Origin of the sequence: Bacillus halotolerans, assembly GCF_001517105.1 — a bacterium.
Taxonomy (GTDB): domain Bacteria; phylum Bacillota; class Bacilli; order Bacillales; family Bacillaceae; genus Bacillus; species Bacillus halotolerans.
This window is the reverse complement of record NZ_LPVF01000011.1, coordinates 257,011-280,211: the sequence shown is the minus strand read 5'-3', so window position 1 is coordinate 280,211 and position 23,201 is coordinate 257,011. Positions and strand designations below refer to the sequence as shown.

Sequence of the window (23,201 nt, the reverse complement as noted above, 5' to 3'; positions counted from 1 at the left end):
CGATAAATGGATCGCAGATTGAGTTCACCACATCCTGTGGTAACATCTGCGTGATCTGCATCGTGCAGACCTCAGTTTGACTGACTACGCACATCGCTGTGCGATTTATAATAAAACTTGAATTAACAGGTACGTTTTGTCTTGTTTAGTTTTCAAAGATCATCCGTTACTTCTTTAAGAAGCGACTTTTTCAGTATAACATTTCGACTTTGTTTTGTCAAATGTTTTTTATTTTATTTCTCCGCCGCTGTGAGCTTGTTTTTTCAGAAGCGCATCAGCGACGTTTAATAATATACCATGCTCAGGAATCAGAGTCAACATCTTTTTTAAAAGAATATCCTCGATGAAAGACAGCCTGTCCTTTGGTTTCAATTCGGCACACGCTGATAAGACCTTTTTCTGTCAGGTAATCAAGCATGACGCCAAGGTCTTGAGTGAAATGTTTTAAGTCAGGATGCTGAAGAAGCTCGCTAAATTGCCATATGTCCTTTTCTTTCATTACTTCGAAAAGATGTGCTGAACCAATCTCAGCTTTAGAATGAATCAGAAAATCATTTGCTAAGAATAATAATTCAAGTCTTTTTTCCAAGCTTTCGTGACTTTCAATCAGCTCGGAATATAATTTGTACACTTGAGGCTCCATCTGACGCACTTGACTCCACACAGTGGTTTCCGGGTGGAATCCTCTGTCGATTACTTCAATACGTGCTAGATGATGCAACGCATGAACTACCGCATTGTAGGCATCTAAAAATTGATTGGCTTCAAAGAAAGCTTTTCCTTCAACGTATCTTCTAATTAACTTGCCGTATTCAAGGCCGATCTTCAGTTTACGTTCTGCAAACGGAAAAGTATTAAGCCTGTCGATAAGCTCAGCAATATACTCATTGCGGTCAAACATGACTCTTCCGTTTACAATCCAATCTATGATTCTTCTATTTGTGCCGAGCAAAATCCATTCTTGAACCTGAGCATCAGTTATCACATGCAAAGAGGCTGTTTTGTGATCAAATTCATAATGCTTTATAAAAACAGGCTTATCAGACTGCTTTACAATGACAAGCAAAGCGGCATCAAAGTTATCTGTTATGGAAGACGTTTTGTTTCTTCTCTCAATCATAATAACAGCCAATGTATTGGGATGACTTGCTCTTTCTTGGTAAATTGGACGGAGAAGATTTTCCATCACTATTCCTCCAATGCAATTGTTCAAATTTTTTTATTCTCTATTTGATTCAATTCTATGGTTAAATCGAAATTCCTTTTTTCTAAACACATTGAACTATTATAAACAATTTCAAAGCAAGTCTCCATATTTAAATTCCATTTCAAACGAAAACATGAAGAAAATCCCATTGGGTTTGTGCTATATTTAATTCAGAGGGGGATGGACATGGCGAAATACTCCAGCAAAATTAATAAGATCAGAACGTTTGCGTTAAGTTTGGTTTTCGTTGGGTTTATCATTATGTACATCGGGATTTTTTTTAAGGAGTCCGTTTTGCTTTCGAGTTTGTTTATGATACTCGGGCTTTTATCTATCGGGCTCAGCACGGTTGTTTATTTTTGGATCGGCATGCTCTCGACCAAAGCGGTTCGGGTCATTTGTCCGGGCTGTGAAAAAGAGACCAAGGTTTTAGGCAGAGTAGATATGTGTATGCATTGCAGAGAGCCGCTGACTTTAGATCAAAGCTTAGAAGGAAAAGAATTTGATGAGTCTTATAATAAGAAGAAAATGTCGAAATAAATAAGCTGACCGTTTCGCGGTCAGCTTATTTTAATGGTTTTCTTTTTTGAACACTCTTGGCAGACGCCATAAATTTCTAAACGGTGGTGGCTTACTTTAAAGCCGGTCACATGTGCAGCAAGCTGTTCCACTTCATCAAGGCCGGGATAGTGGAAGTCCACAATTTTACCGCAGCTTTCACAAATGGCGTGATAGTGATCGGATGTAACAAAATCAAATCTGCTGGAAGCATCACCGTATGTGAGCTCTTTTACCAGGCCGGATTCCCGGAACACACGCAAGTTGTTATATACCGTCGCTACGCTCATGTTAGGAAATTTCCCTTCCAGAGCTTTATATATATCGTCCGCTGTTGGATGAGCCATAGAGTTAACGAGATATTCCAGAATCGCATGACGTTGAGGAGTAATGCGAACTCCGGTTTCCTTCAACGTTTCTAAGGCTTCTTTTAGTTCATGTGCAGCCATCCGTCATGCACCTCTCTTCTAAAAAAGATTCTTACATTATAATGTTTATAATTAGTGTAACTCTTTTTACGATAATTTGTCAATTGATATTAGGGTAAAAGTTGCAGCTATGCTATGAGGCTGATTGACGATTTTACTTTCCCGACATATCTTTCAGCGTCTGGAGCGCTTCAGCTACATGGTCTTTCACTTTTACCTTTCTCCATTCTTTAATGAGCCGGCCTTCTTTGTCAATCAAAAAAGTCGAGCGTTCAATCCCCATATATTCTTTTCCGAAGTTTTTCTTCAGTTTCCATACATCAAACGCCTCCGCCAGCTTGTGTTCGTCATCGACAAGCAGCAAAAACGGCAGATTATGCTTCTCTTTAAATTTCCCGTGTTTTTCCTCGCTGTCCGGGCTGACGCCGATAATCACAGCATCCAGCTCAGCGAAGTTTTCGTGGCTGTCACGAAAATCGCACGCTTCAGTTGTGCATCCCGGTGTCATGTCTTTTGGATAAAAGTAAAGGACGATATACTTCCCTTCATAATCCGATAATTTTACGATCTCCCCATGATCGCCTTTCAACTCAATATCAGGCGCTTTTTGTCCGATTTCAATAGTCATTTCTTTACCTCCGGATGTTTTTGTATTAAGCGTATCCAATTCTTGTCCAGATTACAACTATGACCCTGTATCTTGAGCCTGAATCCGTTGTTCTTGTCTGGAAGCATGCTACAATAGAGGGGACGCAAGGAGATATAGGAGGTTATTATTTTTGTATACAAAATCAGTTGAACTTCACCGTGAAGCATTAGAGCATATTGTCGGCGGTGTAAACAGCCCTTCAAGATCATATAAAGCAGTTGGCGGGGGTTCTCCTGTTGCAATGGAGAAAGCAAATGGCGCTTATTTTTGGGACGTCGACGGAAACAAATACATTGATTATTTGGCGGCTTACGGGCCGATCATCACCGGACATGCCCACCCGCATATTACAGAGGCGATTAAAAAAGCCGCAGAAAACGGTGTATTATATGGAACACCGACAAAACATGAGGTTACTTTTGCAAAGATGCTGAAGGAAGCCATCCCCGCTATGGATAAAGTAAGATTCGTCAATTCAGGGACAGAAGCTGTGATGACGACCATCCGTGTGGCTCGTGCTTACACAGGCCGCACCAAAATTATTAAATTCGCAGGCTGTTATCACGGCCATTCAGATCTTGTACTCGTAGCGGCAGGCTCCGGTCCGTCTACTCTGGGCACACCTGACTCAGCCGGTGTACCGAAAAGCATTGCAAACGAGGTCATTACAGTTCCATTTAATGATATTGACAGCTACAAAGCGGCCTTAGATAAATGGGGCAGTGAAATCGCAGCGGTTCTCGTTGAACCGATTGTCGGCAACTTCGGTATCGTTGAGCCAAAAGAAGGTTTCTTAGAACAAGTAAACGAACTGACACACAATGCGGGCGCCCTCGTTATTTATGATGAAGTCATTACTGCTTTCCGCTTTATGTATGGCGGTGCTCAGGATCTTTTACAAGTGAAACCGGATTTAACTGCACTCGGAAAAATTATTGGCGGCGGACTTCCAATTGGAGCCTATGGCGGCAAACAAGAAATTATGGAGCAAGTCGCACCGCTCGGCCCTGCATATCAGGCAGGAACAATGGCCGGAAACCCCGCTTCTATTTTATCCGGCATTGCTTGCCTGGAAGTGCTGAAAGAGGAAGGCGTGTATGAAAAGCTTGACCATCTTGGCGCTATGCTTGAGGAAGGCATTTTGGCACACGCAGAAACCCACGGCATCACAATAACAGTCAATCGGTTAAAGGGTGCGCTGACGGTTTACTTCTCTGATGAGAAAGTAGAAAATTACGATCAGGCAGAACGCAGTGACGGTGAAACATTCGCTACGTTTTTCAAGCTGATGCTTGAGCGCGGCATTAATCTCGCACCTTCTAAATATGAAGCGTGGTTTATTACAACAGCGCATACAGAGCAGGATATTAAAGATACGCTTGCTGCTGTTGAGGATGCTTTTAAACATCTTAAAAAGTAATTTTGCACATCCCCGGACAGGAGCTTAAAGCTCCTGTTTTTTTGTACTTTTAAAAAGCGTGTAAGATTTTGGTCTTTTTCTTGAAAAATAGCTTGAATAATTGTATTGATCCCTGTATATTACTTAATTGTTTAGCAAATAAACTCACAGGGAATTTTAATGATTAGCCATTTGCTAGGTCAAACAATTTATTATAGAAAGGAATGCACGCACAAACCAATGAAACTTGGTGCCCGCATTTTCAAAACAGGGATCGCGATTACGCTGGCTCTTTATTTAGCTTCGTGGATCGGACTTCCCGCACCGATTTTTGCTGGGATTGCAGCGATATTTGCGATCCAGCCGTCAATTTACCGCTCTTTTCTTATTATTATTGATCAGGTTCAGGCAAATATTATCGGAGCTGTTATCGCCACAGTGTTCGGTCTTATTTTCGGACCCAGTCCGATTATGATCGGATTGACAGCAGTTATTGTTATTACCATAATGCTGAAGCTTAAAATTGAACATACGATTTCGATTGCTCTTGTTACAGTTATTGCGATTTTAGAATCTGCCGGTGACGACTTCTTAATGTTTGCGCTGATCAGAACAAGCACAGTCATTTTAGGGGTACTTTCTTCCTTTATCGTCAACCTGGTGTTCCTGCCGCCTAAGTACGAGACAAAGCTGATTCATAACACAGTCGAAAACACTGAAGAAATTATGAAATGGATCAGGCTGATTATGCGCCAGTCAACAGAGCATTCGATTTTGAAAGAGGATATTGAAAAATTGAAAGAAAAAATGATCAAGCTTGATCAGACATATCTTCTATATAAAGAAGAAAGAAGCTACTTTAAGAAAACGACTTACGTGAAATCAAGAAAACTTGTCCTGTTCAGACAGTCGATAATAACCGCAAACCGGGCGCTCGACACGCTGAAGAAGCTGCATCGCCTGGAAAACGAGATTTATCATATGCCTGAAGAGTTTCAGGAAACGCTGACTGAAGAGCTTGATTACCTGCTTTATTGGCACGAGCGGATTTTGATGAGGTTTGTCGGCAAAATTAAACCGCATGATGATACAGATGAAGAAGGCATCCAATACAAACAGCTGCTGACAAAGTCATTTCTTAGAAACCAGCGCAACTCTGATGATGAGCTTCTTGATTATAATATGCTTAATATTATGGCAAGCGCTGTGGAATATCGCGAGCAGCTTGAACATTTAGAAACACTTATTACAAGCTTTCAAACGTACCATCCAAAAGACTGCGAATTGGAAATAGAAGAGTAGCCCGGTTGACATCACCGGGTTTTTTTATACAAAAAAATCTTATATCCTTGATAAAAGGATATAAGATCAATGTTTAGTTCAAGTTTTGGATTGTGAATAAGTGCTTGTATTGACTGTCATAATCCATCAGTTCATCATGGGTTCCTGTTTCGATGATTGTTCCGTTTTCCATGACGACAATTTTATCCGCATGTGTGATGGTTGATAAGCGGTGGGCCACAACAAAAGTTGTTCTGTCTTTCGCCAGCTTGTCCATCGCTTCTTGAATGTAGTGCTCACTTTCAAGATCCAAAGCTGAAGTAGCTTCATCCAAGATCAGCAGCGGCGGATTTTTCAGAAATACACGCGCAATGGAAATCCGCTGTTTTTGTCCCCCTGAGAGCTTAACGCCTCTTTCTCCCACACGGGTCTCATACCCTTCCGGAAAATTCATAATAAAATCATGTGCATTGGCTGCTTTTGCGGCTTCCATAATGTCTTCAAGCGTGGCATCAGGTTTTCCGATCGCAATATTTTCTCTAATCGTTTCACTGAATAAAAAGGTATCCTGAAGCACCATGCCAACCTGATTGCGCAGGCTTCTTGCTTCATACCCCCGAATGTCTGTCCCGTCAATCAATAGGCTGCCGCTTGATACATCATAAAACCTTGGAATCAGGCTGACAAGCGTGGATTTCCCTCCGCCGCTCATTCCAACGAGGGCTACGGTTTCTCCTCTGGTTACTTTTAAAGATACATCGTGAAGGATGTTTTCTTTTCCCTCTTCATATTGAAACGACACATTACGAAATTCGACTTCTCCGCGGATATGGTCAGCTTTGATGGCATTTGGTTTGTCAGTCAGTTCATACGGCTCGTCAATAAATTCAAATACCCTGTCCATTGAAGCGATTGACTGCGTCAAGGTTGTAGAAGAATTAATCAGCCTTCTGACAGGGTTATACATTCTGTCGATATACCCGACAAACGCAACCATCGTTCCGACTGTCAGCGGTCCGTTGATGACAAAATAGCCGGCAAATGCAATCACGATGAGCGGTGCCAGATCTGTAATGGTGTTGACAACCGCAAAAGTTTTGGCATTCCAATTCGTATGACGGATTGCTTTATCTAAGAAATGGCTGTTTTTTTCGTTAAAGTTGGCCTGCTCATGGTCTTCTATCGCAAAGCTTCTGATCACCGGCATGCCTTGAATCCGTTCATGCAAATGCCCCTGTACTTGAGCAAGCGCCTGTGACCGCTCTCTTGTCAGCTTTCTTAAACGGCCGTAAAAATACTTCACTGATATACCGTATAACGGAAACAAAATGATGGAAATAAGCGTTAATTTAACGTCCAGTGTCAGCATGATAGAGATCACGATCAAAATCGTCAGCATATCGAGCCATATATTCATCAGACCTGTGATCACAAAATCCTTTGTTTGTTCCACGTCATTGATGACTCGGGAAATGACTTCCCCTGTTCTAGTATTCGCATAGAAACGAAGGCTCAGCTTCTGTATATGATCAAACAGCTTGGCTCTTATATCATAGAGTACCTTGCTGGCTGTCCACTGGGCAAAATATTGCCGATAATATTCAACAGGCGGGCGCAAAATTAAAAATAAGGCGAACATGATCGCCATAATGGTGAACAATGACGTTGTTTTGTCACTGGCCGTGCCGCCTCCTTGAATAATGTCGTCAACTACGTACTTCAGGAGCAATGGGAGAGCAAGCGGAATGGAGAATTTTACGATCCCGATTAATACTGTAATGAAAATTTGCTTCTTATAAGGTTTGACGAATTGCATATAGCGTTTCATAACCCCCACGTTGATTCCCCCTCTCTTTATCATGATGTGTGTGAGCCCATGTGAAAAACCTGTTGTACCCCGCAACAGGTTTTTACTCAACCATTATTTTGTATAGCGCAAATACCGTTCATACCACATATCGACAAACTCGGGTGCAAACGGGCCCTGCCGCTGATGAATCCAATGGAGCAGCGTGTTTAAGTAGTCTCTTAAAATACTGTCAATTTCTTTTGGATAATTCATGGCTTTCCGATGATCATCATATTCGTCTTCATCGAGAATATTGTAAGTCATGTCAGGAAAAACCTTAACATCTAAGTCATAATCAATATATTTAATTGCTTCGCCATCATAGGCAAACAGAGAACTGATGTTGCAATAATAATGAACCCCGTCTTCCCTCAGCATCCCGATGACATTAAACCATTGTCTTGCGTGAAAATAACAGATTGCGGGCTCTCTGGTTATCCATGTCCGGCCGTCTGATTCGGTTACCATCGTCCGGTCATTGGCTCCGATGACACACATTTCTGTACTTTTTAAGATTGTTGTCTCATTCCAAATTCTATGAATCAGCCCATTATGCTTATAGCTGTGAATTTGAATGGTTTCTCCTTCCTTGGGATAACCCATATTTCTCCCCTACTTTCTATAAAGCCCTACAGTTAGTATGTCCAAATTTGCTTACCGACAACGTCTTTTACCTATTATAACGTTACAAATTGAAAAATGAAAATAAAAGAGCCATTCCGGCTTGGGAATGGCACATTCCTGCTCTACACATAGGAAGACGGCTTTTCTGAGCTGCGATATGAACGAATCACCTGCTCTGTCTGTTTTTGAAATGTATCCTGTATATCAGCAAGATGTTTTCGTTTTACCGCAATTTCATCCTGAATACCGCGCAGCCTTGCATCCCTTTCCAAGTGCCGGAGTTCTGCTTCGATTTCTTTGCAGCGGTCGAGCTCTGATTGGAGATCGAGAAGCTTGTCCATCGTTTTCATCTGTTCTATTACCAGCTTTTCAAATTCCGTCATCGGTTCCTCCTTCAGCCTGGTCAAAGTCTAAACGTTTCTACCATTACTCATTTCGATTCTGATCTGGCAAACCCTTTGACTCATTCTGTTGAGCTTTCACAAGTTTTGTCGTTTTTCAAACAGAAAAAAGCACTTCCACCCGAAGATGAAGTGCTTTTTTCTGTTTCAGTGATTAGCTGTTTTGTTGTTTGTTTTGTTCAGCAGATTGGTTTTGCTGTCTTACCTGCTGTGTGTTCGTTTCACTTGCGAATTCAGTGCCGAATTGACCTTGTTGGCCAGCAGCTGATTGTTGGTTTTGTTTTCTGACTTGCTGAGCGTTTGTTTCGCTAGCAAATTCAGTGCCGAATTGACCTTGACCAGCAGCTGATTGTTGGTTTTGTTTTCTGACTTGTTGAGCGTTTGTTTTGCTGAAGTTATTTGAGTTAGCCATTGTTATCACCTCCACGGTCATTAGAATGTGCAGGTGATCGAGTGGCTATTCCTTTTTTTAAAAAAATTTTTTTAAACGAGCAGAGAACGCCCGCCGTCAACGATAATGGTCTGTCCGCGGATCATGTCAGCTTTTGATGACACTAAAAATTCAACCGTATCGACCATATCTTTAATCTCTACCATACGTCCCGCCGGGGTATTTTGACGTGCATCCTCCAAAAGGTCTTCTCTGTTCGGGAAGTGTTTGAGCGCATCTGTGTCAATCGCTCCGCCTGATACCGCATTTACGATAATCTGTTTTGGTGAAAGCTCTACTGCGAGATAACGGGTTAAAGCCTCTAACGCAGCTTTTGACACACCAACTGTCGTATAGTTTTCAAGGTAGCGGATTGAACCTAATGAGCTGATGCTGACGATATGACCGCCGCCGTTTTTCTCCATCAGCTTTGCCGCTTCCTGAGCGCAGAAAAGCAAGGCTTTTGCATTGATGTTCATCGTCCAGTCCCAATGTGTCTCCTCTAATTCCATAACCGGTCTCAGTACGCCTGATGCAGCATTATTAACAAAAACATCCAGTCTTCCAAAGGTTTCATCAATTTGCTGAAACATCTCTTTAATTTTTGCAGGCTGCCCTACGTTTGCTTTTACGATAAGCACTTTCACGCCAAGTTTTTCGATTTCTTCCGCTGTTTCCAGAGCGGCTTTTTTGCTGCGTGCATAGTTAATGACAATATTATAGCCGTTTTCCGCAAGTCTGATCGCCGCTGCTTTTCCGACGCCGCGGCTGCTTCCTGTTACGAGTGCGCATTTATTTTGTTCCATTTTTTCCTCAGCTCCTTGTAGCGTATAGTTCTCTTCATTCCACAAACAATAATGGCAAGAACTTTAATAAGGGGGTCTTCTGTTATGTATGTCGGACGAGATATGAGCGAATTGACCATGATTTCCAAAAAGGACTGGAAAAACAGTGAACTCGCCTTTTTTCATCATGCCTTTCAGCAAATTATGCCTTATTTGAACGAAGAAGGCCAATCAAAATACCGCGAATTAACGCAAGAGATTGAAGCGCGCGGCGGTATGAAGCGCAATGAAGCAGACTACAGCCACGGCACGCGCGTCAGTTATGATTAAGGACTCTTACCGAGCAGCCGAATTAAATGACTCCGGCTGCTTCCACTGCCATCTTCCAAATTTTTTGATGTGACACTGGAAACGCGAATTCTTCGAGCTCTTCCTTCGTTACTATTTTCAGGTCTGCAGTATCCGACACTTGTTTTACTTTACCGAAAAACACAGAAATATTCCATACCAGGTGGGTGAAAACATGCTCCACTACACCTTGGAGGTCACTGATTTCAGCTTTTATGCCAAAATCACTTTCTAAAAATGCAGTGAGCTGCTCGCGCTCTGTTTTGATTCCTTTTTGTGTTTCAAGATTCGGGAATTCCCACAGATTGGCAAGCAGTCCCTTAGACGGGCGTTTATGAATATAGACTTGTCCGTCATCATCTGTCAGCACAATTGCAGCCATTGTTTTGATCCCGGGTTTCTTCTTTTTGCTTTTCACCGGGAGTTCTCGTTCAGTGCCTTCTGCAAACGCTGAGCAATGCTGCTGGACAGGACAAAGCAGGCAAGAAGGTGATTTCGGCGTACAGATGATGGCTCCCAGCTCCATTAAACCCTGATTGAATTCAGAGGGTTTTTCTTTTGAAATAAACGCACGGACTGCTTCTTCAAAAATCGTTCTTGTTTTTGGCTTGGCAATATCATCCCAGATGGACAGAATTCTCGACATGACACGCATCACATTTCCGTCAACCGCGGGAATCGGTTTATTGTAGGCGATGCTTAGCACCGCTCCTTTTGTGTAAGGGCCTACGCCTTTTAAACCGCCGAACTCTTTTTCTTCTGACGGAACAACTCCCCCGTATTGCTGCTTCACTTCTTTAACCGCGCTTTGCAGGTTTCTGACCCGCGAATAATAACCGAGGCCTTCCCATGCTTTGAGCACTTTTTCTTCATCGGCATCAGCGAGCGCTTCTACTGTCGGGAATTGCTCCACAAACCGTAAAAAGTAAGGAATGACCGTCTCTACCCTCGTTTGCTGGAGCATCACTTCAGATACCCACACCTTATACGGATCCTGGTCCTCTCTCCACGGCAGAATGCGCTGTTCTCTTTCGAACCAGTTAATTAAATCATTTTGAAATTGCTGTATATCTTTTTGTTTTATCTTATCTTCAAGTACGTTCATATGTGTTTCTCCCCAGTCTCTCGCGCCCCGCTTTTCTTTAGACTGTTTTTTGTTGTACACTAAGGGCACAGTACGATAATATGTTACATTAAATAGAAGTAAAGAAAAAGCGGAAACATATGAGAACGATTAAACAGGTTAAAAGATTGGGTATATAAAAATAGGTAATGTCTTACAAAAGTGAATGTGCAGGATACACCTGCAAGGAGGTCACCTATGGATACGGGCACACATGTTGTCATGGGCATCGCCCTCGGCGGAATCGCGACACTGGATCCGGTTGTCGGAACAGATCCGGCAATGGCTCACGCAGTCATGATCGCTACGCTTGCGGGCTCACAGGCTCCTGATATTGATACTGTGTTAAAACTTAAAAACAATGCTGTTTATATAAGAAATCACAGAGGCTTTACCCATTCTATTCCCGCCGTTTTGTTTTGGTCTGTCATCATTCCGGCGATTTTGTATTTATTTTATCCGCAGGCTGATTTTCTGCATCTGTGGCTGTGGACATTGCTGGCAGTTGTGCTGCATGTATTTGTTGACATTTTCAACGCGTACGGAACACAAGCCATCCGGCCGTTTTCGAAAAAATGGGTGGCACTCGGGCTGATTAACACATTTGATCCGTTTATATTTATCAGCCATCTGGCTGCCATCGCGGTTTGGTATGTCGGCGGCAGCCCCGGTATTACATTTCTCACCTTATACGTAATACTGGCAGGCTATTATATCTTGCGCCTGATGATGCAGCTGCGAATCAAACGGCAGCTCCGTGAGATGATTCACGAAGAGATCGAAAGCATTATCATTTCACCGACGATGAAATTCAGGCAATGGCGGATTGCGGTTACGACTGCGCATGCTTTTTATGTAGGAAGGAGCATGGACGGGCATGTGGTGATACTTGATACGTTTAATCGGGTGCCGGTTCCTGAAACCGACGTTATGCAAGCGGCGAAGCAGGATGATAACATTGCGGCGTTTCTGTCGTTCTCCCCGGTTTACAGGTGGGAAGTGGATACGTATAAGGATCATTACGAGGTACGGTTTATTGACCTGCGTTATCGGAGTAAAGGGCACTATCCGTTTGTGGCAATCGTTCATATCAGCCATGATCTTGAGATACGCTCATCTTATACCGGCTGGATATTCAGCGAAGAAAAGCTTCAGAAAAAATTAAAGCTCGGCTCTATTTAGAGCCGGGCTTTTTTGCGTCTTGTATAAAAAACAGCTAAGAGCAGACTGATGAAAGACATCAGTGCGGATATTTTAAAATATGGCGGATAGTAGGTGAGTTCAATTTGATTGTCTCCCTTTTGCGCCTTAAAACCGATAAAAGTGTAATCGGCTTTTTCAATTTTCTGCTGTTTTCCGTTAATTTTCAGCTCCCAGCCTTTCTCATACGGAATCGGGAGCATGATGTACTGGGGTTTGGAATTGTGATATGTGAATGTCAGCTTGTTTTTATTCCATTCCAGGCTGTCTGTTCTCTCTGTTTTGTTTTGCGACACAGCGTTTTTTAATGTTTGATAATTTTCTTCATAAAGCGCTATGTGTGAAAGCTCGTACGTTCCTTTCGGAAGCCTGATCGAGATATGATCTGATTGAGGCACTCTGATGGTCAAATCATTTACACCCGTTTTATAGATCGATTGATTGGATTTTCTTGTTGTGACATAATCATTTACCTTTAGCGTAAATCCTTTGTCTTTTGCTTTGCTTTTTAAATAAAAACTGACATAGTAATCGCCCGGACCGGCTGACGCCTTTTTCGGAGTGATGATCAATTCTCCGCCGTTTTCTCCAGTTACAGTGAGGAGTCCGTTTTGATATTGAGCTTGTTTTGCAGTGATATCCGATTTGGAGATCAGATTCGCCAGATCAGGGGGCTGCTCTGTTTTTTCAGTTGGATCTGCTAATACAATTCCTTTCAGCATCGCTTGCTCTTTCGCAAGAGCGGGCAATTTTTCCAAATCCCTTTCTGAGTAAACTTTATCGGCTGATTTGACAAAAGGAAGCATGTATTGATTTTCATAAACGGTGTAGTGCTCTGATTCCATATGTTTTGTAAAGCCGTATGGAACATTCGCTTCGTTTATTTTTTCCGTCATATAGTATCTGCCGTAAAGCAAGCTGTACAAATTCGCTCTGTCCCCCAATGAAGCGTAGCGGCTGACGCTTTCTCTTCCCATATCGATGCGAAGATCATTCCAATAGAAGGAGAGCAAGTGGCTGTTTAAAATGCTCGAGTAGGCGCTGAATCCATTAAATCCGTAAATAATCGGAGTGTTATTGCGGACGCCATTCATCCAGTCGATTCTCATGAGCGGATCATTGTCTTCCTTTTGCACACGTCTAATGAGCTGAGATTGTTCGTCTCCTTTGTATTCCTCGCTTGTCATATAGGATTTTGAGACACTGTCCAGCCCGCCTCCTTCTGAGAGCGCATATTTCTGATAGGTGTTAGCGACAAGCAGCGAAGACAGAATCACCACACCGTATACAGCCAGCTTTGCCCGTTTTTTCACAAAAACTGCGGCAAACAAAGCAGCGATTGTCAGGAACAAAAGCAGCAGGATGCTTTCATTCGCTGGCTTCCATATATCAAGCTCATACCTTTGGACATGATACCAATAAAGAAGCAGAACAATCGCTGCGGCAGGAAGCAGTTCTTTCCGCCTCAGCTCCTGCAGCTGTGATAAACCTGCGGCGGCTGCTCCGGCGATTGTAAAGGCCAAAATATATTCAAACCGGTTTTGCGGTGCGGAAAAGCCGTTAAAGGCGCTTGCCGCGTACGGACTGAAATGAAAGAGGATAAACAGAAGGCTCAATGTGGCAAAAAGGCGAAACACCCGGTGTTTATAAAAAGAAATGACAAACAAAAACAGCAAAAAGATGGCTGGCACCACGATAATCCTGCTTGAAAATAAAATATTATCATCGAAATTCAGCCACTCTATTTTTTCATTATACGGAGGGCGCAGGTTATTTAAATACCCGTAAACCACCGGCACAAATACCGCCGCACTGATACCGAAAGAAAGGAGTCCCGAGACTAAAAACATTCTGCATTGAACCCATTTTTTCACTTCATGATCTTCCAGCTTGATCAGCCATCTGAACAAAATATAAATTCCAATGAAAATCAGATTTATGTATGCAAAGTAAAAATTGTTGATTAAGCTCAGTGAGCAAGCAATGATAAACCATGCCGGACGCCGTTCCCTGATGATTTTTTCCGCTCCGAGCACGAGAAGCGGGAGCCAAATCATTGTATCGGTGAAAAATTCCCAATACGCTTCGTGGCGAAAGTAAATAATCGATACTCCGTATAGTACAGCACCCGTAAACGCCGCTGCTCTGCGTTTGAGCAAATAGCTGAAAACAGAAGCTGCTGTAAAAATAATCAGACTCAGCTTAAAAATGCTGATAAAAACGGCTGACTGTGCCCAAAAAAGCGTGTCCGCCTCACCGATGAGATGAACGGATTGCAGCAGCCATACTGCGGCGGCTGTCGCGAGAAAAAGGAAAGAAGCAGAAAAATAATAGCCAAGCTGACTGAATGTGCCGCCGCCGAGTCCGAATGAATAATGATAGAAAAAGTTTCCTTGCGTGTATTGTTCATATAAGAATTTTTTAAATACAATCATTTGCGCCAGTCCGTCACCCGGACCTGTCATATATCTGCCTTCCGCCCATTCTTTCACAAAAAAAGCGTGCGCAAGAACGGCTATGAACAGACTGGCCGCATACATCATGACATGTTTTCTTTTTTTCATAAGAGTTCTCCAGTCTTGCCGTTAACTGTAAGCATGCAAAAAAGCACTGCCAATGGCAATTGATTCATTTCAGTGCAGTTTGGTCAGGCGCCGCACGTTTTTCAATTCGTTCGTTTCAGGCAGATCTTTGCTCGGGATATTTGCTTCTTTGATCAAATAATGCGGACGTTTTTTTGTTTCGTAATAAATTCTGCCGATGTATTCTCCTATGATGCCAAGGCTTAACAGCTGAACCCCGCCAAGGAATAAGACCGCAGATATAATTGTGAAATATCCGGGTACAGAAATACCGTTTGTAAGAATTTTGACGAACGTGGCTATGATATAAATAAGAGAGAGCAGCAATACAAAAATGCCGGTGTAAAAGCATATTCTCAGCGGTTTATGATTGAAGGAGACAACGCCGTCCATTCCGTAATTAAAAAGGCTGCTGAATGACCATTTGGATGTGCCGTTTTTTCTTTCGACATTTTCGTAAAAAACAATTTTCTGTTCGAAGCCGATCCAGCAAAACAGGCCTTTTGAAAAGCGGTTGCCTTCGCTCAATTTCAAAAGTGCATCCACAGCTTGGCGGCTTAACAGCCGAAAGTCTCCGACACCGTCACGCAAATCAACTTCCACCGCTTTATTAATGAACTTGTAGTAAAGGGACGAAAGAAGCGAACGCACGGGGTTATCCCCTTTTCTGTTCCTTTGGGCAATGACTTGATCATAGCCTTCCTCGTAGCCTTTAATAAAGTCCTTCAGCAAATAGGTCGGATGCTGCAAATCGGCGTCCATCACGACAACGGCCTCACCTTGAACATGTTCAAATCCGGCCAAGATCGCGGCTTCTTTTCCAAAATTCCGCGAAAATGATATGTATTTCACTCGGCTGCATTTGGATGCCAGGTCTTTGATCTGCTGAAGCGTGTCATCAATACTTCCGTCGTTAATGAAGAATATTTCATAATCATAATGAATGTTTTTGAATTCCTTTTTTAAAGATTCATGAATGAGTTTGACATTATAACCTTCATTGTAAGACGGGATAATAATCGAGATTAATCCTTGCTTCATTAAGGCACCTTCTTTTTATTATTCTTTTTAAGTATTGCCTTAGGGGAATTGTACACAAATCTTCAGTAAGGCTATTCCTTTTTTTAAAGTCGTTTAAACCTGTTTTTTGTTACATTTTTGGTATGACATTTGAGTATATGTAATGTTATTTTGTCAGGATTAAAATAGAGTATGAAAAAAAAGCATAGAAAAAGTCTGCCATTTCGACAGACGGTGCAAAGAAAATCTGACTTATTGTTTTTCAAGATATTCTAAAATAAGCTGATTCACGATGGCCGGCTTTTCGTGGCTGATCCAATGGGACGCTTCATCCACAAATATTAAATGCCCATTTGGACAGCGTCTTGCTGTTTCTTTTGCAAGCTTTCTGCTTAAAAAGCGGTCTTCCATTCCCCAGATCATCCGATAAGGGGCTGTATGGCATTCGCGGGAATTTTCTGCAAGGCTGCCTTTTCTGAGGGCCCTGTACCAGTTCAGCATTGATGTCAGGGCGCCAGGCTGCTTCCACGCTTCTTTGTACTTATTGATATCCTCAGAAGAAAAAAGCTCCGGCCGATCAGATAGCCCGATGGCTTTATCTAATTTCTCATAATCATTTTCTTTTAACGCGGCCTCCGGTTTGTCCGGCAGCTGGAAGAAGGCAATGTATGAGCTTTTCAGCCATTGCGGAGGGTAGACTGGCGTTACGGTTTTCATGACGTGCGGATGCGGTATGTTAATGGCGATAAGCTTTTCAAGATATTCCGGACATGTTGATGCCAAGTGCCAGGCTACTGCTCCTCCCCAGTCATGACCGATCACGATTGCTTTTTGATCAGTGAATTGCGAAATAAGCCCAATGATATCATCTCTTAATGTATCAATCCGATATGCCTCAATTCCTTCCGGTTTGTCACTAAGATTGTAACCTCGCTGATCAGGAGCGATCACCCGGTACCCCGCGTCCGCAAGCGGTTTGATTTGGTTTTTCCAGCCATACCAAAACTCAGGGAATCCATGGAGCAGGACGATAAGCGGGCCGTCCTCCGGTCCTGCGGAAGCAACGTGGAGTGTGATTCCATTTGTTTTGACAAACTGGCTGTTAACTCCTTCCACTTAAATCTCCTCCTTGACTTTGCGTCATATGTTTCAGCCTTTTCTCCGTCAGCATAAAAGTGATGATACAAGCAGCAACAAGCAAGATCAGCTGAAGGATGATAAAGCTTGATCTCAGGAGCACCCCGGCCCCCAAGACAATCAAACCTGACAGGATCATGAGCGCCGCACTGTAACGGTTGGCTTCCTTCCATAACTTTTGATCTGACATTGAGCGTCTCGTTCTGAATCCATATACACTGTTAATGGATTTTGGAGGGAACAATTTGATGAAAAGACCTGCAATTATCATGAACCCTCCGCCGATTAAACATGCCATATGATCATCTCCTCTCTCATTGTTACGTTAAGAAAGAAGAAATGTTTCAATATCCAGACAAAAAGACAAGCAGGAGCCTGTCTATTTAGCGTATTTGTAAATCCTTTGTCGGAATATAGCCTTTTATCCCGCCGTAATCAACGAATGCCCAGCTGAAATCAAATCCTCCGTTTTCACTGAATCCCCAGCCGATCAAAGTGACTTCTGTCCCCGAAGAAAGCTGCTTGGCTTTTCCATTTTCCGGTGTTGGAAAATAGAAGGCAGTCTGCTTTGCTGTTTTTGCTTGACTTGCGGTTTTCATTAAGAAGTGTGTTGAAATATATGCTTTTTTTCCTTTGAATTCGATTTGAGCCCAATCAGCATTAGCAAATCCCTTTACAGTGACTTTCTGTTCAGATGATACTGTGCCGAGAATCGCGCTTTTTTGTTTTGGCTCAGCCCGGACATTCAGTTTTCCTGCTTTAATCATATACGAATCTGATGATGGCAGAGAGACATTTATGGTCTGAAGGGCTGCAGCTTTTGCTGCGGGAGCAGTGCTAAATGCTGTGAAATTCAGTCCTGCGGCGGCAGTTAAAGCGAGCAATACTTGTTTCTTTTTCATACATAGCTCCTCCTCGCATTTTGACAAGATATAAGAGATATTCCCTGATTGCCTGGAGGATAAAACACTTTTTGTTTATTTTTTCTAACAGTTAAGGAAATGTTAAGGTTTGTAAGGTGTACATTACATTCTAATCTATGTATGATACATTATGTAAGGTATACGTTACATAATGAGAGAGGATCAAATAAGATGAAGCACGGGGTTCGTAATTGTGTAAAAGAATACAGAAAAGCTAAAGGATGGACACAGGATCAGCTGGCAGAAAACATTCAAGTGACAAGACAGACGGTCATTGCAATTGAAAAACAAAGATATGAACCCTCAATAGGCACTGCAATTAAATTATCTTCAGTATTAGAGTGCTCATTAGATCAATTATTCTGGATAGAAGGAGACAAATAATATGAACATGACGTATCGTACCGGATTATTTTTGCAAACTTTGCTTCCCATTTTATTGTATGTCCTTTATTGGCATTCACCCTCAACTTTAACACTTCTGTTAGCAGTCATCGGAACTGCACGAGTTCTTTATTCTGCCGCACATATTCATAGAAATAAACTCTGGGGAAACGTACACTTTCAGAATGACCAACGCACCCGCTCAAATGCTCATTTCGCGGGCTATATATCACATTGGGTGATGATTGTTATTTTGCTTATAGGTGTTGTTCTTATTCATCAATCCATGCTTCCTCTTTCCTATCTGCAGCTGATTGCATATACTGCTTTTCTTGGTTTTATGCTTAGAATGGTGATGAGTGATGTACTAAATACAAATGTGTAAAAAAACAGCCTGCCGTACTTTGCCGGCAGGCTGTGTTAATGTAAAAGCCCTCTGCTTTGGTTTAAGTAATCATTCACGTCTTCACGGCCGCTTTGGAAAAGGTGGAGCTGGCCGCCATAGTTCTCAATCCACTGTGTGACGATTTTTTCGGTCATTTTTTCGCCTTGGTAGGCGTGTCCGGCTTTTGCATAGGTTGCTTCAAAGTCGCTCCATAACAATTCCACCCATGTTTTCGCCTGAATGTAGCTGATCATATCGTTTTTTTCCAGAAGCAGATTTGTCAGTTTCTCAATATACGTATTCATTTGGTGGTCTCCTTTCCTTCAGGAAAAAAATTACGCTTTAAAACTTCATGTTCTCCATATACTAACCTTACGTCTTCATCCGGCAAGACGCAACTTTTTGATCTCGAACCTAGGGGGATATGACATGGTCCGCAATAAAGAAAAAGGATTTCCTTACGAAAACGAAAACAAGTTTCAAGGTGAACCGAGAGCGAAGGACGACTATGCTTCAAAACGTCCTGACGGGTCAATCAACCAGCATCCTCAGGAAAAAATGAGAGCCTCCGGCAAACGATAAAAGAAGAACAGCTGCACATGTGCAGCTGTTTTTTTACCCTTTATTGACTTGATACTCATAGACGCTTTTCTTTTCAGACAGATGCGCGAATGTTGAGAGCACCAGTCCGCAAGCGGTCATCAGCGCTCCTCCCGCAAACAGCCAGGAATAAGAGCCGGTTCCGCTTAAAATGATGCCGCCGATCCAAGCGCCGAGCGCATTAGCCAGGTTAAATGCAGACACGCTCACAGCTGCGGCGATTGTTGTGCCGTTCTCAGATGAAGAAAGCACCTTTGTTTGCAAAAGAGGCGGTGTGCCGAATGCGCAAGCTCCAAATAAGAAAGTCGCGACAATGGCTGCGGCCGGATAAACGGCGATGTACGGAAATACCGCAAGTACGCCGATCAAACCGATCATGACGCCAATCATGGTCCGGGTCAGCAGAGGAAGCGGCACTTTTCCCGCAAAGAAGTTTCCCGCAACCCCTCCCAAACCATAGGCGAAGAGGGCGCCTGTAATGCCGACTGTGCTGAAACCCGCTGAATTTCTTAAAATCGGCTCGATAAACGTATACGCGATAAATACGCCTGAATATCCTAAAATTGTAATCGCAAAGGAGTACAGCACCTGTTTATGTTTAAATACTCCCCACTCATTCATGAGCATCGGGATGACTTTTGGTTTTCTGTTCGGCACAGTAGCCATCAGGCCTAAAAATCCGATCACTCCAAGCACCGTAATGATGGAAAACACGACTCTCCAGTTTAGGACATCACCCAAGTAGGAACCGAATGGAACACCCAGCATCAAAGCCACTGTTAAACCGCCGTTCATAGACGCAGCGGCTGCGGCGCGTTTTTCCGGCGGCACCATTTCACTAGCGAATACCATCGCAATCGCAAAGAAAGCGCCGTGAATGGAAGCAGATAAAATTCTTGAGACCGCCAATACCGCAAAATTCAGTGCCAGTGCGCTCATCAGGTTGGAAAGGATGAAAATCCCCATCAATCCAAGAAGCACCGGCTTTCTCGGGAGCTTGACAGAAACAATCGTGACGAGCGGGCCTGTTACACAGACGCTTGCCGCATAAGCGGTGACAAGGAGTCCCGCAGAGGAAACATGTATATGAAAGTCATCGGCAATCGACGTCAAAATACCCATCACCGCATATTCTGTGTATCCAATTGAAAACGTGCAGATCATTAGAACAAAAATAATTAATTTTACTGATGGATTTTTCATACTCAACGTCATCGCCTCCTTTAATGTGAAAAAACAACGAGTTCCATCTTAAAAGAAATCCAGGGTGAATTCAATCATTTTTTCTCTAAAAATCGCCTTGAGTGTGCTCAAATAAAAAAGAGGCTGATAATCAGCCTCTCGGTTATCCCTGCTTCTTTTGCTGTAATACTGAGATTGGAAGCGCTTCTTCTTGATCGGGAGCTGATGTTCTGTATCCCCAAGCGAAAACGCCATTTAAATAGGTAATGTGAAACTCGTCCTCAGAGCCGTCCACAACATACGTTTCTCCCGGCGAGAAGTCCTCCGGGTTCAGCAAGTAAGCCTTTGCCATGGCAATTTTCCGTTCGAGCACTGCCAGTTCATTTATGATTCCAAGCTGTTCCGCTTTCCTTGCTTTTTCAGAAAGTCCTGCGATTTCTGTATTGAGTTCGTGCGTTGTCATTTGACTGTATCGTTTCTCCATTTTTCAGCTACTCCTCTTCCTGCAGAAATTGCTCGATTAAATCGAGTGAGAATCCTTTTCTGAATAAAAATTGTTTGACCTTCATGGCACTTTCATAGGAGCCGTCATAACGGTATTTTCTAAGCGCTTTTTCCGCATGAAGACGCAGCGCTTCTTTTTCAGTATCTTCGTCATTTTCGTATTCAATCTGCTCCAGCGCCGCAGAGATGACATCAAATGAGAAGCCTTTGCGCTGCAGCTGCATCTGTGCTCGCTGTTTGATTTCTTTTGAAGAGAGTTTCTTGTCTTTCTTCAGAAGCTTTTCGATATGCTTAACTGCTTTTTCCGTCTGTTCTTCAAAGGAGAAAGAACTCAGTGTATCTTTGATGGTGTCGTCATCGATCCCCTTCGCTTTCAGCTCTCTGAACAAAACGTCAGGCCCTTTTCCGTTTGTTTTTTTGTGAGTGCTCACGTAGGCCGCCGCAAACTCTTGGTCATTTAAATAGTTGTAATCGTTCAGCTTATGAATCACTTCCGTAATGACGGGCGCCGAGGTTTCTTTTTTCTTTAAATGGTCTTCTACCTCTTTCGTTGACCGCATTCGATAGGATAAAAAATCAATCGCACGGTTGAAGCCTTTTTTCACTTCATCTCCGTATTGAATCTCAATGATCTCGAGGTCATCAAGCTCTTTTCCCTTTGTAAGCTCAAATTTCACGAGCACATCTGCTTCAACACTGAAAGCATATTTTTCATCCAGAAAAATATTAAAGCGTTCCGTATTCTTCTTTTGCGCTGAAATCTTTGTAATAAATGGCATTTTAATCTCCCTTCTCCGGTCTCAAACGCGTTTTCTATGATCAAAATGAGGTAAAGTATAGGTATCAGAACGATGAGGAGAGATGTTTATGAATATTGCAATGACGGGCGGAACGGGTTTTCTCGGTACGCATCTGACTGGCGTCCTCACCCGCCAAGGACATCATGTTTATATTTTATCAAGAAACGCGCCAAAAACTGAACAAAAAAATATCTCTTATGTCCAATGGCTGACTGAAGAAGCTGCGCCTGAACAAGAACTTCCTCATATTGATGTTTGGGTAAATCTTGCGGGAAAATCAATTTTTGGCCGCTGGAACGAAAAAACGAAGCAGCAAATTCTCTCCAGCCGGATCGATGCAACCCGGGAAGTACGGCGGCTTATTCATAAACAGGCGGAAAAACCGAAGGCGCTTATTCAAGCCAGTGCAGTGGGCATTTACGGCACTAGCCTTGAAAAAACCTTTACAGAAGACTCCCCCACGTCGGACGAGGATTTTCTCAGCCACACTGCACATATGTGGGAACGGGAAGGGCAAAATATAGAGGTGATGGGCATTCGAACGGTTTACGCGAGATTTGGCGTGATGCTCGGAGAAAAAGGCGCTCTCCCGCTGATGGTTCTGCCATATAAACTGCTGGCCGGAGGAACGATCGGGACGGGCAATCAGTGGCTGTCCTGGATTCACGTGGATGACGCCGCCCAGCTGATTGTATATGCAATCGAAAACGACAGCATCTCAGGTCCTGTTAATGTGACAGCGCCTAATCCGGTTGAAATGAAGCAGTTCGGAAAAACGATTGCACGGGTGAAACACCGTCCCCACTGGCTCCCCGTTCCAGCATTCTTTTTATCAAAAGCATTGGGAGAAATGAGCCTGCTTCTTGTGAAAGGACAGCGCGCTCTGCCTAAAAAAGCAATTACGTCCGGATTCCGTTTTACATATTCAGATCTTGAATTCGCCCTGTCGCAGCTGCTGACGGACCGAAAGGCTGTATAAAAACGGAAGGAAGCGTCAACCTTAAGAATAACATGGTTGAAGGAGGTCCTTTTATGGAAAAGAAGAGGGAGAAGCACCAGCAAGGAGCCAACCTGAAGAAAATGCAGGAAGTTCTTTATTCGAGTGAATTTAAAAAGGCGGAAAAAGCTGCTAAGCGGAAGTAGGGATACATAACGCCGGAAAGCAGATACTATGTTTGTTTGATATCACTTTTTAGGGGGAATTTGATATGGGCAGAAATCATATTCACAAAAACCGTGATAAAAACAAACAAAAACTTCCTCAGGTTCCCGATGCGTTAAAACGAGAAACTGACGGCGTTTACGAGGAATATTCAAGTGAACTTGCTGATGCGGATGACCGCGAAGCGCAGGAGCGCGCGAAAGCGGCTGACAGCAGAGCGAAAAGCAAAAAACGTTAATG

29 protein-coding genes are annotated in these 23,201 nt (G+C 43.0%); 11 read left to right on the top strand and 18 right to left on the bottom strand.

Annotated features, from left to right (window positions below; genetic code table 11):
* Nucleotides 1–301: 301 nt before the first annotated feature.
* On the bottom strand, nucleotides 302–1,186 hold the full coding sequence (locus AU387_RS15120) for a nucleotidyltransferase-like protein (protein ID WP_024120667.1): 885 nt from the start codon (nucleotides 1,184–1,186) through the stop codon (nucleotides 302–304).
* Nucleotides 1,187–1,393: 207 nt separating this feature from the next.
* Here AU387_RS15120 and AU387_RS15115 point away from each other — a divergent pair, with 207 nt between their 5' ends.
* On the top strand, nucleotides 1,394–1,747 hold the full coding sequence (locus tag AU387_RS15115) for a YgzB family protein (RefSeq protein WP_010333473.1): 354 nt from the start codon (nucleotides 1,394–1,396) through the stop codon (nucleotides 1,745–1,747).
* Between the two features lie 20 nt (nucleotides 1,748–1,767).
* Here the strand turns inward: AU387_RS15115 and perR are convergent, their stop codons facing one another.
* Together perR and bcp are read right to left on the bottom strand one after the other, a co-directional pair.
* Complete coding sequence (perR, locus tag AU387_RS15110; protein ID WP_059336068.1) at nucleotides 1,768–2,214, bottom strand: peroxide-responsive transcriptional repressor PerR; 447 nt, start codon at nucleotides 2,212–2,214, stop codon at nucleotides 1,768–1,770.
* A gap of 133 nt (nucleotides 2,215–2,347) precedes the next feature.
* Nucleotides 2,348–2,821 (bottom strand): thioredoxin-dependent thiol peroxidase, encoded by a 474-nt coding sequence (gene bcp, locus AU387_RS15105; protein ID WP_024120665.1) that lies wholly within the window; start codon nucleotides 2,819–2,821, stop codon nucleotides 2,348–2,350.
* A 151-nt stretch (nucleotides 2,822–2,972) separates the two neighbouring features.
* On the opposite strand from bcp, the gene AU387_RS15100 reads away from it, so the two are divergent.
* Nucleotides 2,973–4,262 (top strand): glutamate-1-semialdehyde 2,1-aminomutase, encoded by a 1,290-nt coding sequence (locus AU387_RS15100; RefSeq protein WP_044163752.1) that lies wholly within the window; start codon nucleotides 2,973–2,975, stop codon nucleotides 4,260–4,262.
* Nucleotides 4,263–4,481: 219 nt separating this feature from the next.
* Complete coding sequence (locus AU387_RS15095) at nucleotides 4,482–5,543, top strand: aromatic acid exporter family protein (RefSeq protein WP_044163751.1); 1,062 nt, start codon at nucleotides 4,482–4,484, stop codon at nucleotides 5,541–5,543.
* Nucleotides 5,544–5,616: 73 nt separating this feature from the next.
* On the opposite strand, the gene AU387_RS15090 is transcribed toward AU387_RS15095, so the two are convergent.
* From AU387_RS15090 to fabL, 5 genes are all read right to left on the bottom strand, one after another.
* Nucleotides 5,617–7,359 carry an ABC transporter ATP-binding protein gene (locus tag AU387_RS15090; RefSeq protein ID WP_044163749.1) on the bottom strand — a complete coding sequence of 581 codons (1,743 nt, stop codon included), beginning with the start codon at nucleotides 7,357–7,359 and terminating at the stop codon, nucleotides 5,617–5,619.
* 84 nt (nucleotides 7,360–7,443) lie between these two features.
* The gene (gene ntdP / locus AU387_RS15085) at nucleotides 7,444–7,974 is read right to left on the bottom strand and encodes a nucleoside tri-diphosphate phosphatase (protein ID WP_059336067.1); all 531 of its coding nucleotides are present in this window, start codon (nucleotides 7,972–7,974) and stop codon (nucleotides 7,444–7,446) included.
* Between the two features lie 143 nt (nucleotides 7,975–8,117).
* Nucleotides 8,118–8,378 (bottom strand): YgaB family protein, encoded by a 261-nt coding sequence (locus tag AU387_RS15080; protein WP_024120661.1) that lies wholly within the window; start codon nucleotides 8,376–8,378, stop codon nucleotides 8,118–8,120.
* A 172-nt stretch (nucleotides 8,379–8,550) separates the two neighbouring features.
* Nucleotides 8,551–8,808 carry a gamma type acid-soluble spore protein SspE gene (gene sspE / locus AU387_RS15075; protein WP_024120660.1) on the bottom strand — a complete coding sequence of 86 codons (258 nt, stop codon included), beginning with the start codon at nucleotides 8,806–8,808 and terminating at the stop codon, nucleotides 8,551–8,553.
* Between the two features lie 71 nt (nucleotides 8,809–8,879).
* Nucleotides 8,880–9,632, bottom strand: a complete 753-nt coding sequence (gene fabL, locus AU387_RS15070; protein ID WP_010333464.1) for an enoyl-[acyl-carrier-protein] reductase FabL — start codon at nucleotides 9,630–9,632, stop codon at nucleotides 8,880–8,882.
* An 84-nt stretch (nucleotides 9,633–9,716) separates the two neighbouring features.
* On the opposite strand from fabL, the gene AU387_RS15065 reads away from it, so the two are divergent.
* Entirely contained in the window at nucleotides 9,717–9,941 is a 225-nt protein-coding gene (locus AU387_RS15065; protein ID WP_024120659.1) for a hypothetical protein, read from the top strand.
* Between the two features lie 22 nt (nucleotides 9,942–9,963).
* Here the strand turns inward: AU387_RS15065 and mutY are convergent, their stop codons facing one another.
* A complete protein-coding gene (gene mutY, locus AU387_RS15060) occupies nucleotides 9,964–11,064 on the bottom strand; it encodes an A/G-specific adenine glycosylase (RefSeq protein WP_059291598.1) in 1,101 nt (366 codons plus the stop codon).
* 216 nt (nucleotides 11,065–11,280) lie between these two features.
* Here mutY and AU387_RS15055 point away from each other — a divergent pair, with 216 nt between their 5' ends.
* Entirely contained in the window at nucleotides 11,281–12,264 is a 984-nt protein-coding gene (locus AU387_RS15055) for a metal-dependent hydrolase (RefSeq protein WP_024120657.1), read from the top strand.
* Here the strand turns inward: AU387_RS15055 and AU387_RS15050 are convergent.
* The 5 genes from AU387_RS15050 to AU387_RS15030 form a co-directional block, all read right to left on the bottom strand.
* Nucleotides 12,261–14,846, bottom strand: a complete 2,586-nt coding sequence (locus AU387_RS15050; protein WP_059336066.1) for a YfhO family protein — start codon at nucleotides 14,844–14,846, stop codon at nucleotides 12,261–12,263. The two genes, AU387_RS15055 and AU387_RS15050, sit on opposite strands and share 4 nt — an antisense overlap.
* A gap of 69 nt (nucleotides 14,847–14,915) precedes the next feature.
* Nucleotides 14,916–15,905 carry a glycosyltransferase family 2 protein gene (locus AU387_RS15045; RefSeq protein ID WP_059336065.1) on the bottom strand — a complete coding sequence of 330 codons (990 nt, stop codon included), beginning with the start codon at nucleotides 15,903–15,905 and terminating at the stop codon, nucleotides 14,916–14,918.
* A gap of 231 nt (nucleotides 15,906–16,136) precedes the next feature.
* Nucleotides 16,137–17,000, bottom strand: coding sequence for an alpha/beta fold hydrolase (locus tag AU387_RS15040; protein WP_059336064.1), 864 nt, complete (start codon nucleotides 16,998–17,000; stop codon nucleotides 16,137–16,139).
* On the bottom strand, nucleotides 16,987–17,319 hold the full coding sequence (locus AU387_RS15035) for an SdpI family protein (RefSeq protein ID WP_059336063.1): 333 nt from the start codon (nucleotides 17,317–17,319) through the stop codon (nucleotides 16,987–16,989). Before AU387_RS15035 ends, AU387_RS15040 begins: the two co-directional genes overlap by 14 nt.
* 85 nt (nucleotides 17,320–17,404) lie before the next feature.
* Nucleotides 17,405–17,923 (bottom strand): SH3 domain-containing protein, encoded by a 519-nt coding sequence (locus tag AU387_RS15030; RefSeq protein WP_059336062.1) that lies wholly within the window; start codon nucleotides 17,921–17,923, stop codon nucleotides 17,405–17,407.
* A 192-nt stretch (nucleotides 17,924–18,115) separates the two neighbouring features.
* On the opposite strand from AU387_RS15030, the gene AU387_RS15025 reads away from it, so the two are divergent.
* Both AU387_RS15025 and AU387_RS15020 read left to right on the top strand, forming a co-directional pair.
* Nucleotides 18,116–18,328 (top strand): helix-turn-helix transcriptional regulator, encoded by a 213-nt coding sequence (locus AU387_RS15025; RefSeq protein WP_010333455.1) that lies wholly within the window; start codon nucleotides 18,116–18,118, stop codon nucleotides 18,326–18,328.
* A gap of 1 nt (nucleotide 18,329) precedes the next feature.
* A complete protein-coding gene (locus AU387_RS15020) occupies nucleotides 18,330–18,713 on the top strand; it encodes a hypothetical protein (RefSeq protein ID WP_044163733.1) in 384 nt (127 codons plus the stop codon).
* Between the two features lie 35 nt (nucleotides 18,714–18,748).
* Here the strand turns inward: AU387_RS15020 and AU387_RS15015 are convergent, their stop codons facing one another.
* Nucleotides 18,749–19,018 (bottom strand): YfhJ family protein, encoded by a 270-nt coding sequence (locus tag AU387_RS15015; protein ID WP_024120650.1) that lies wholly within the window; start codon nucleotides 19,016–19,018, stop codon nucleotides 18,749–18,751.
* A 124-nt stretch (nucleotides 19,019–19,142) separates the two neighbouring features.
* Between AU387_RS15015 and AU387_RS15010 the strand changes: the two genes are divergently transcribed.
* Nucleotides 19,143–19,295: a small, acid-soluble spore protein K gene (locus AU387_RS15010; protein ID WP_010333452.1), complete on the top strand. Its 153-nt coding sequence runs from the start codon at nucleotides 19,143–19,145 to the stop codon at nucleotides 19,293–19,295.
* Nucleotides 19,296–19,328: 33 nt separating this feature from the next.
* Here AU387_RS15010 and AU387_RS15005 read toward each other — a convergent pair whose 3' ends face one another.
* The 3 genes from AU387_RS15005 to recX form a co-directional block, all read right to left on the bottom strand.
* Nucleotides 19,329–20,522 carry an MFS transporter gene (locus AU387_RS15005; protein ID WP_082687922.1) on the bottom strand — a complete coding sequence of 398 codons (1,194 nt, stop codon included), beginning with the start codon at nucleotides 20,520–20,522 and terminating at the stop codon, nucleotides 19,329–19,331.
* Nucleotides 20,523–20,658: 136 nt separating this feature from the next.
* Nucleotides 20,659–20,979: a YfhH family protein gene (locus AU387_RS15000; protein WP_059336060.1), complete on the bottom strand. Its 321-nt coding sequence runs from the start codon at nucleotides 20,977–20,979 to the stop codon at nucleotides 20,659–20,661.
* Nucleotides 20,980–20,986: 7 nt separating this feature from the next.
* Nucleotides 20,987–21,778 (bottom strand): recombination regulator RecX, encoded by a 792-nt coding sequence (gene recX / locus AU387_RS14995; protein WP_059336059.1) that lies wholly within the window; start codon nucleotides 21,776–21,778, stop codon nucleotides 20,987–20,989.
* Between the two features lie 88 nt (nucleotides 21,779–21,866).
* Between recX and AU387_RS14990 the strand changes: the two genes are divergently transcribed.
* From AU387_RS14990 to AU387_RS14985, 3 genes are all read left to right on the top strand, one after another.
* On the top strand, nucleotides 21,867–22,778 hold the full coding sequence (locus tag AU387_RS14990) for a TIGR01777 family oxidoreductase (RefSeq protein ID WP_059336058.1): 912 nt from the start codon (nucleotides 21,867–21,869) through the stop codon (nucleotides 22,776–22,778).
* A 53-nt stretch (nucleotides 22,779–22,831) separates the two neighbouring features.
* Nucleotides 22,832–22,942, top strand: coding sequence for a YfhE family protein (locus AU387_RS20725; RefSeq protein WP_010333447.1), 111 nt, complete (start codon nucleotides 22,832–22,834; stop codon nucleotides 22,940–22,942).
* Between the two features lie 65 nt (nucleotides 22,943–23,007).
* Nucleotides 23,008–23,199: a YfhD family protein gene (locus tag AU387_RS14985; RefSeq protein WP_044163723.1), complete on the top strand. Its 192-nt coding sequence runs from the start codon at nucleotides 23,008–23,010 to the stop codon at nucleotides 23,197–23,199.
* Nucleotides 23,200–23,201: the final 2 nt, after the last annotated feature.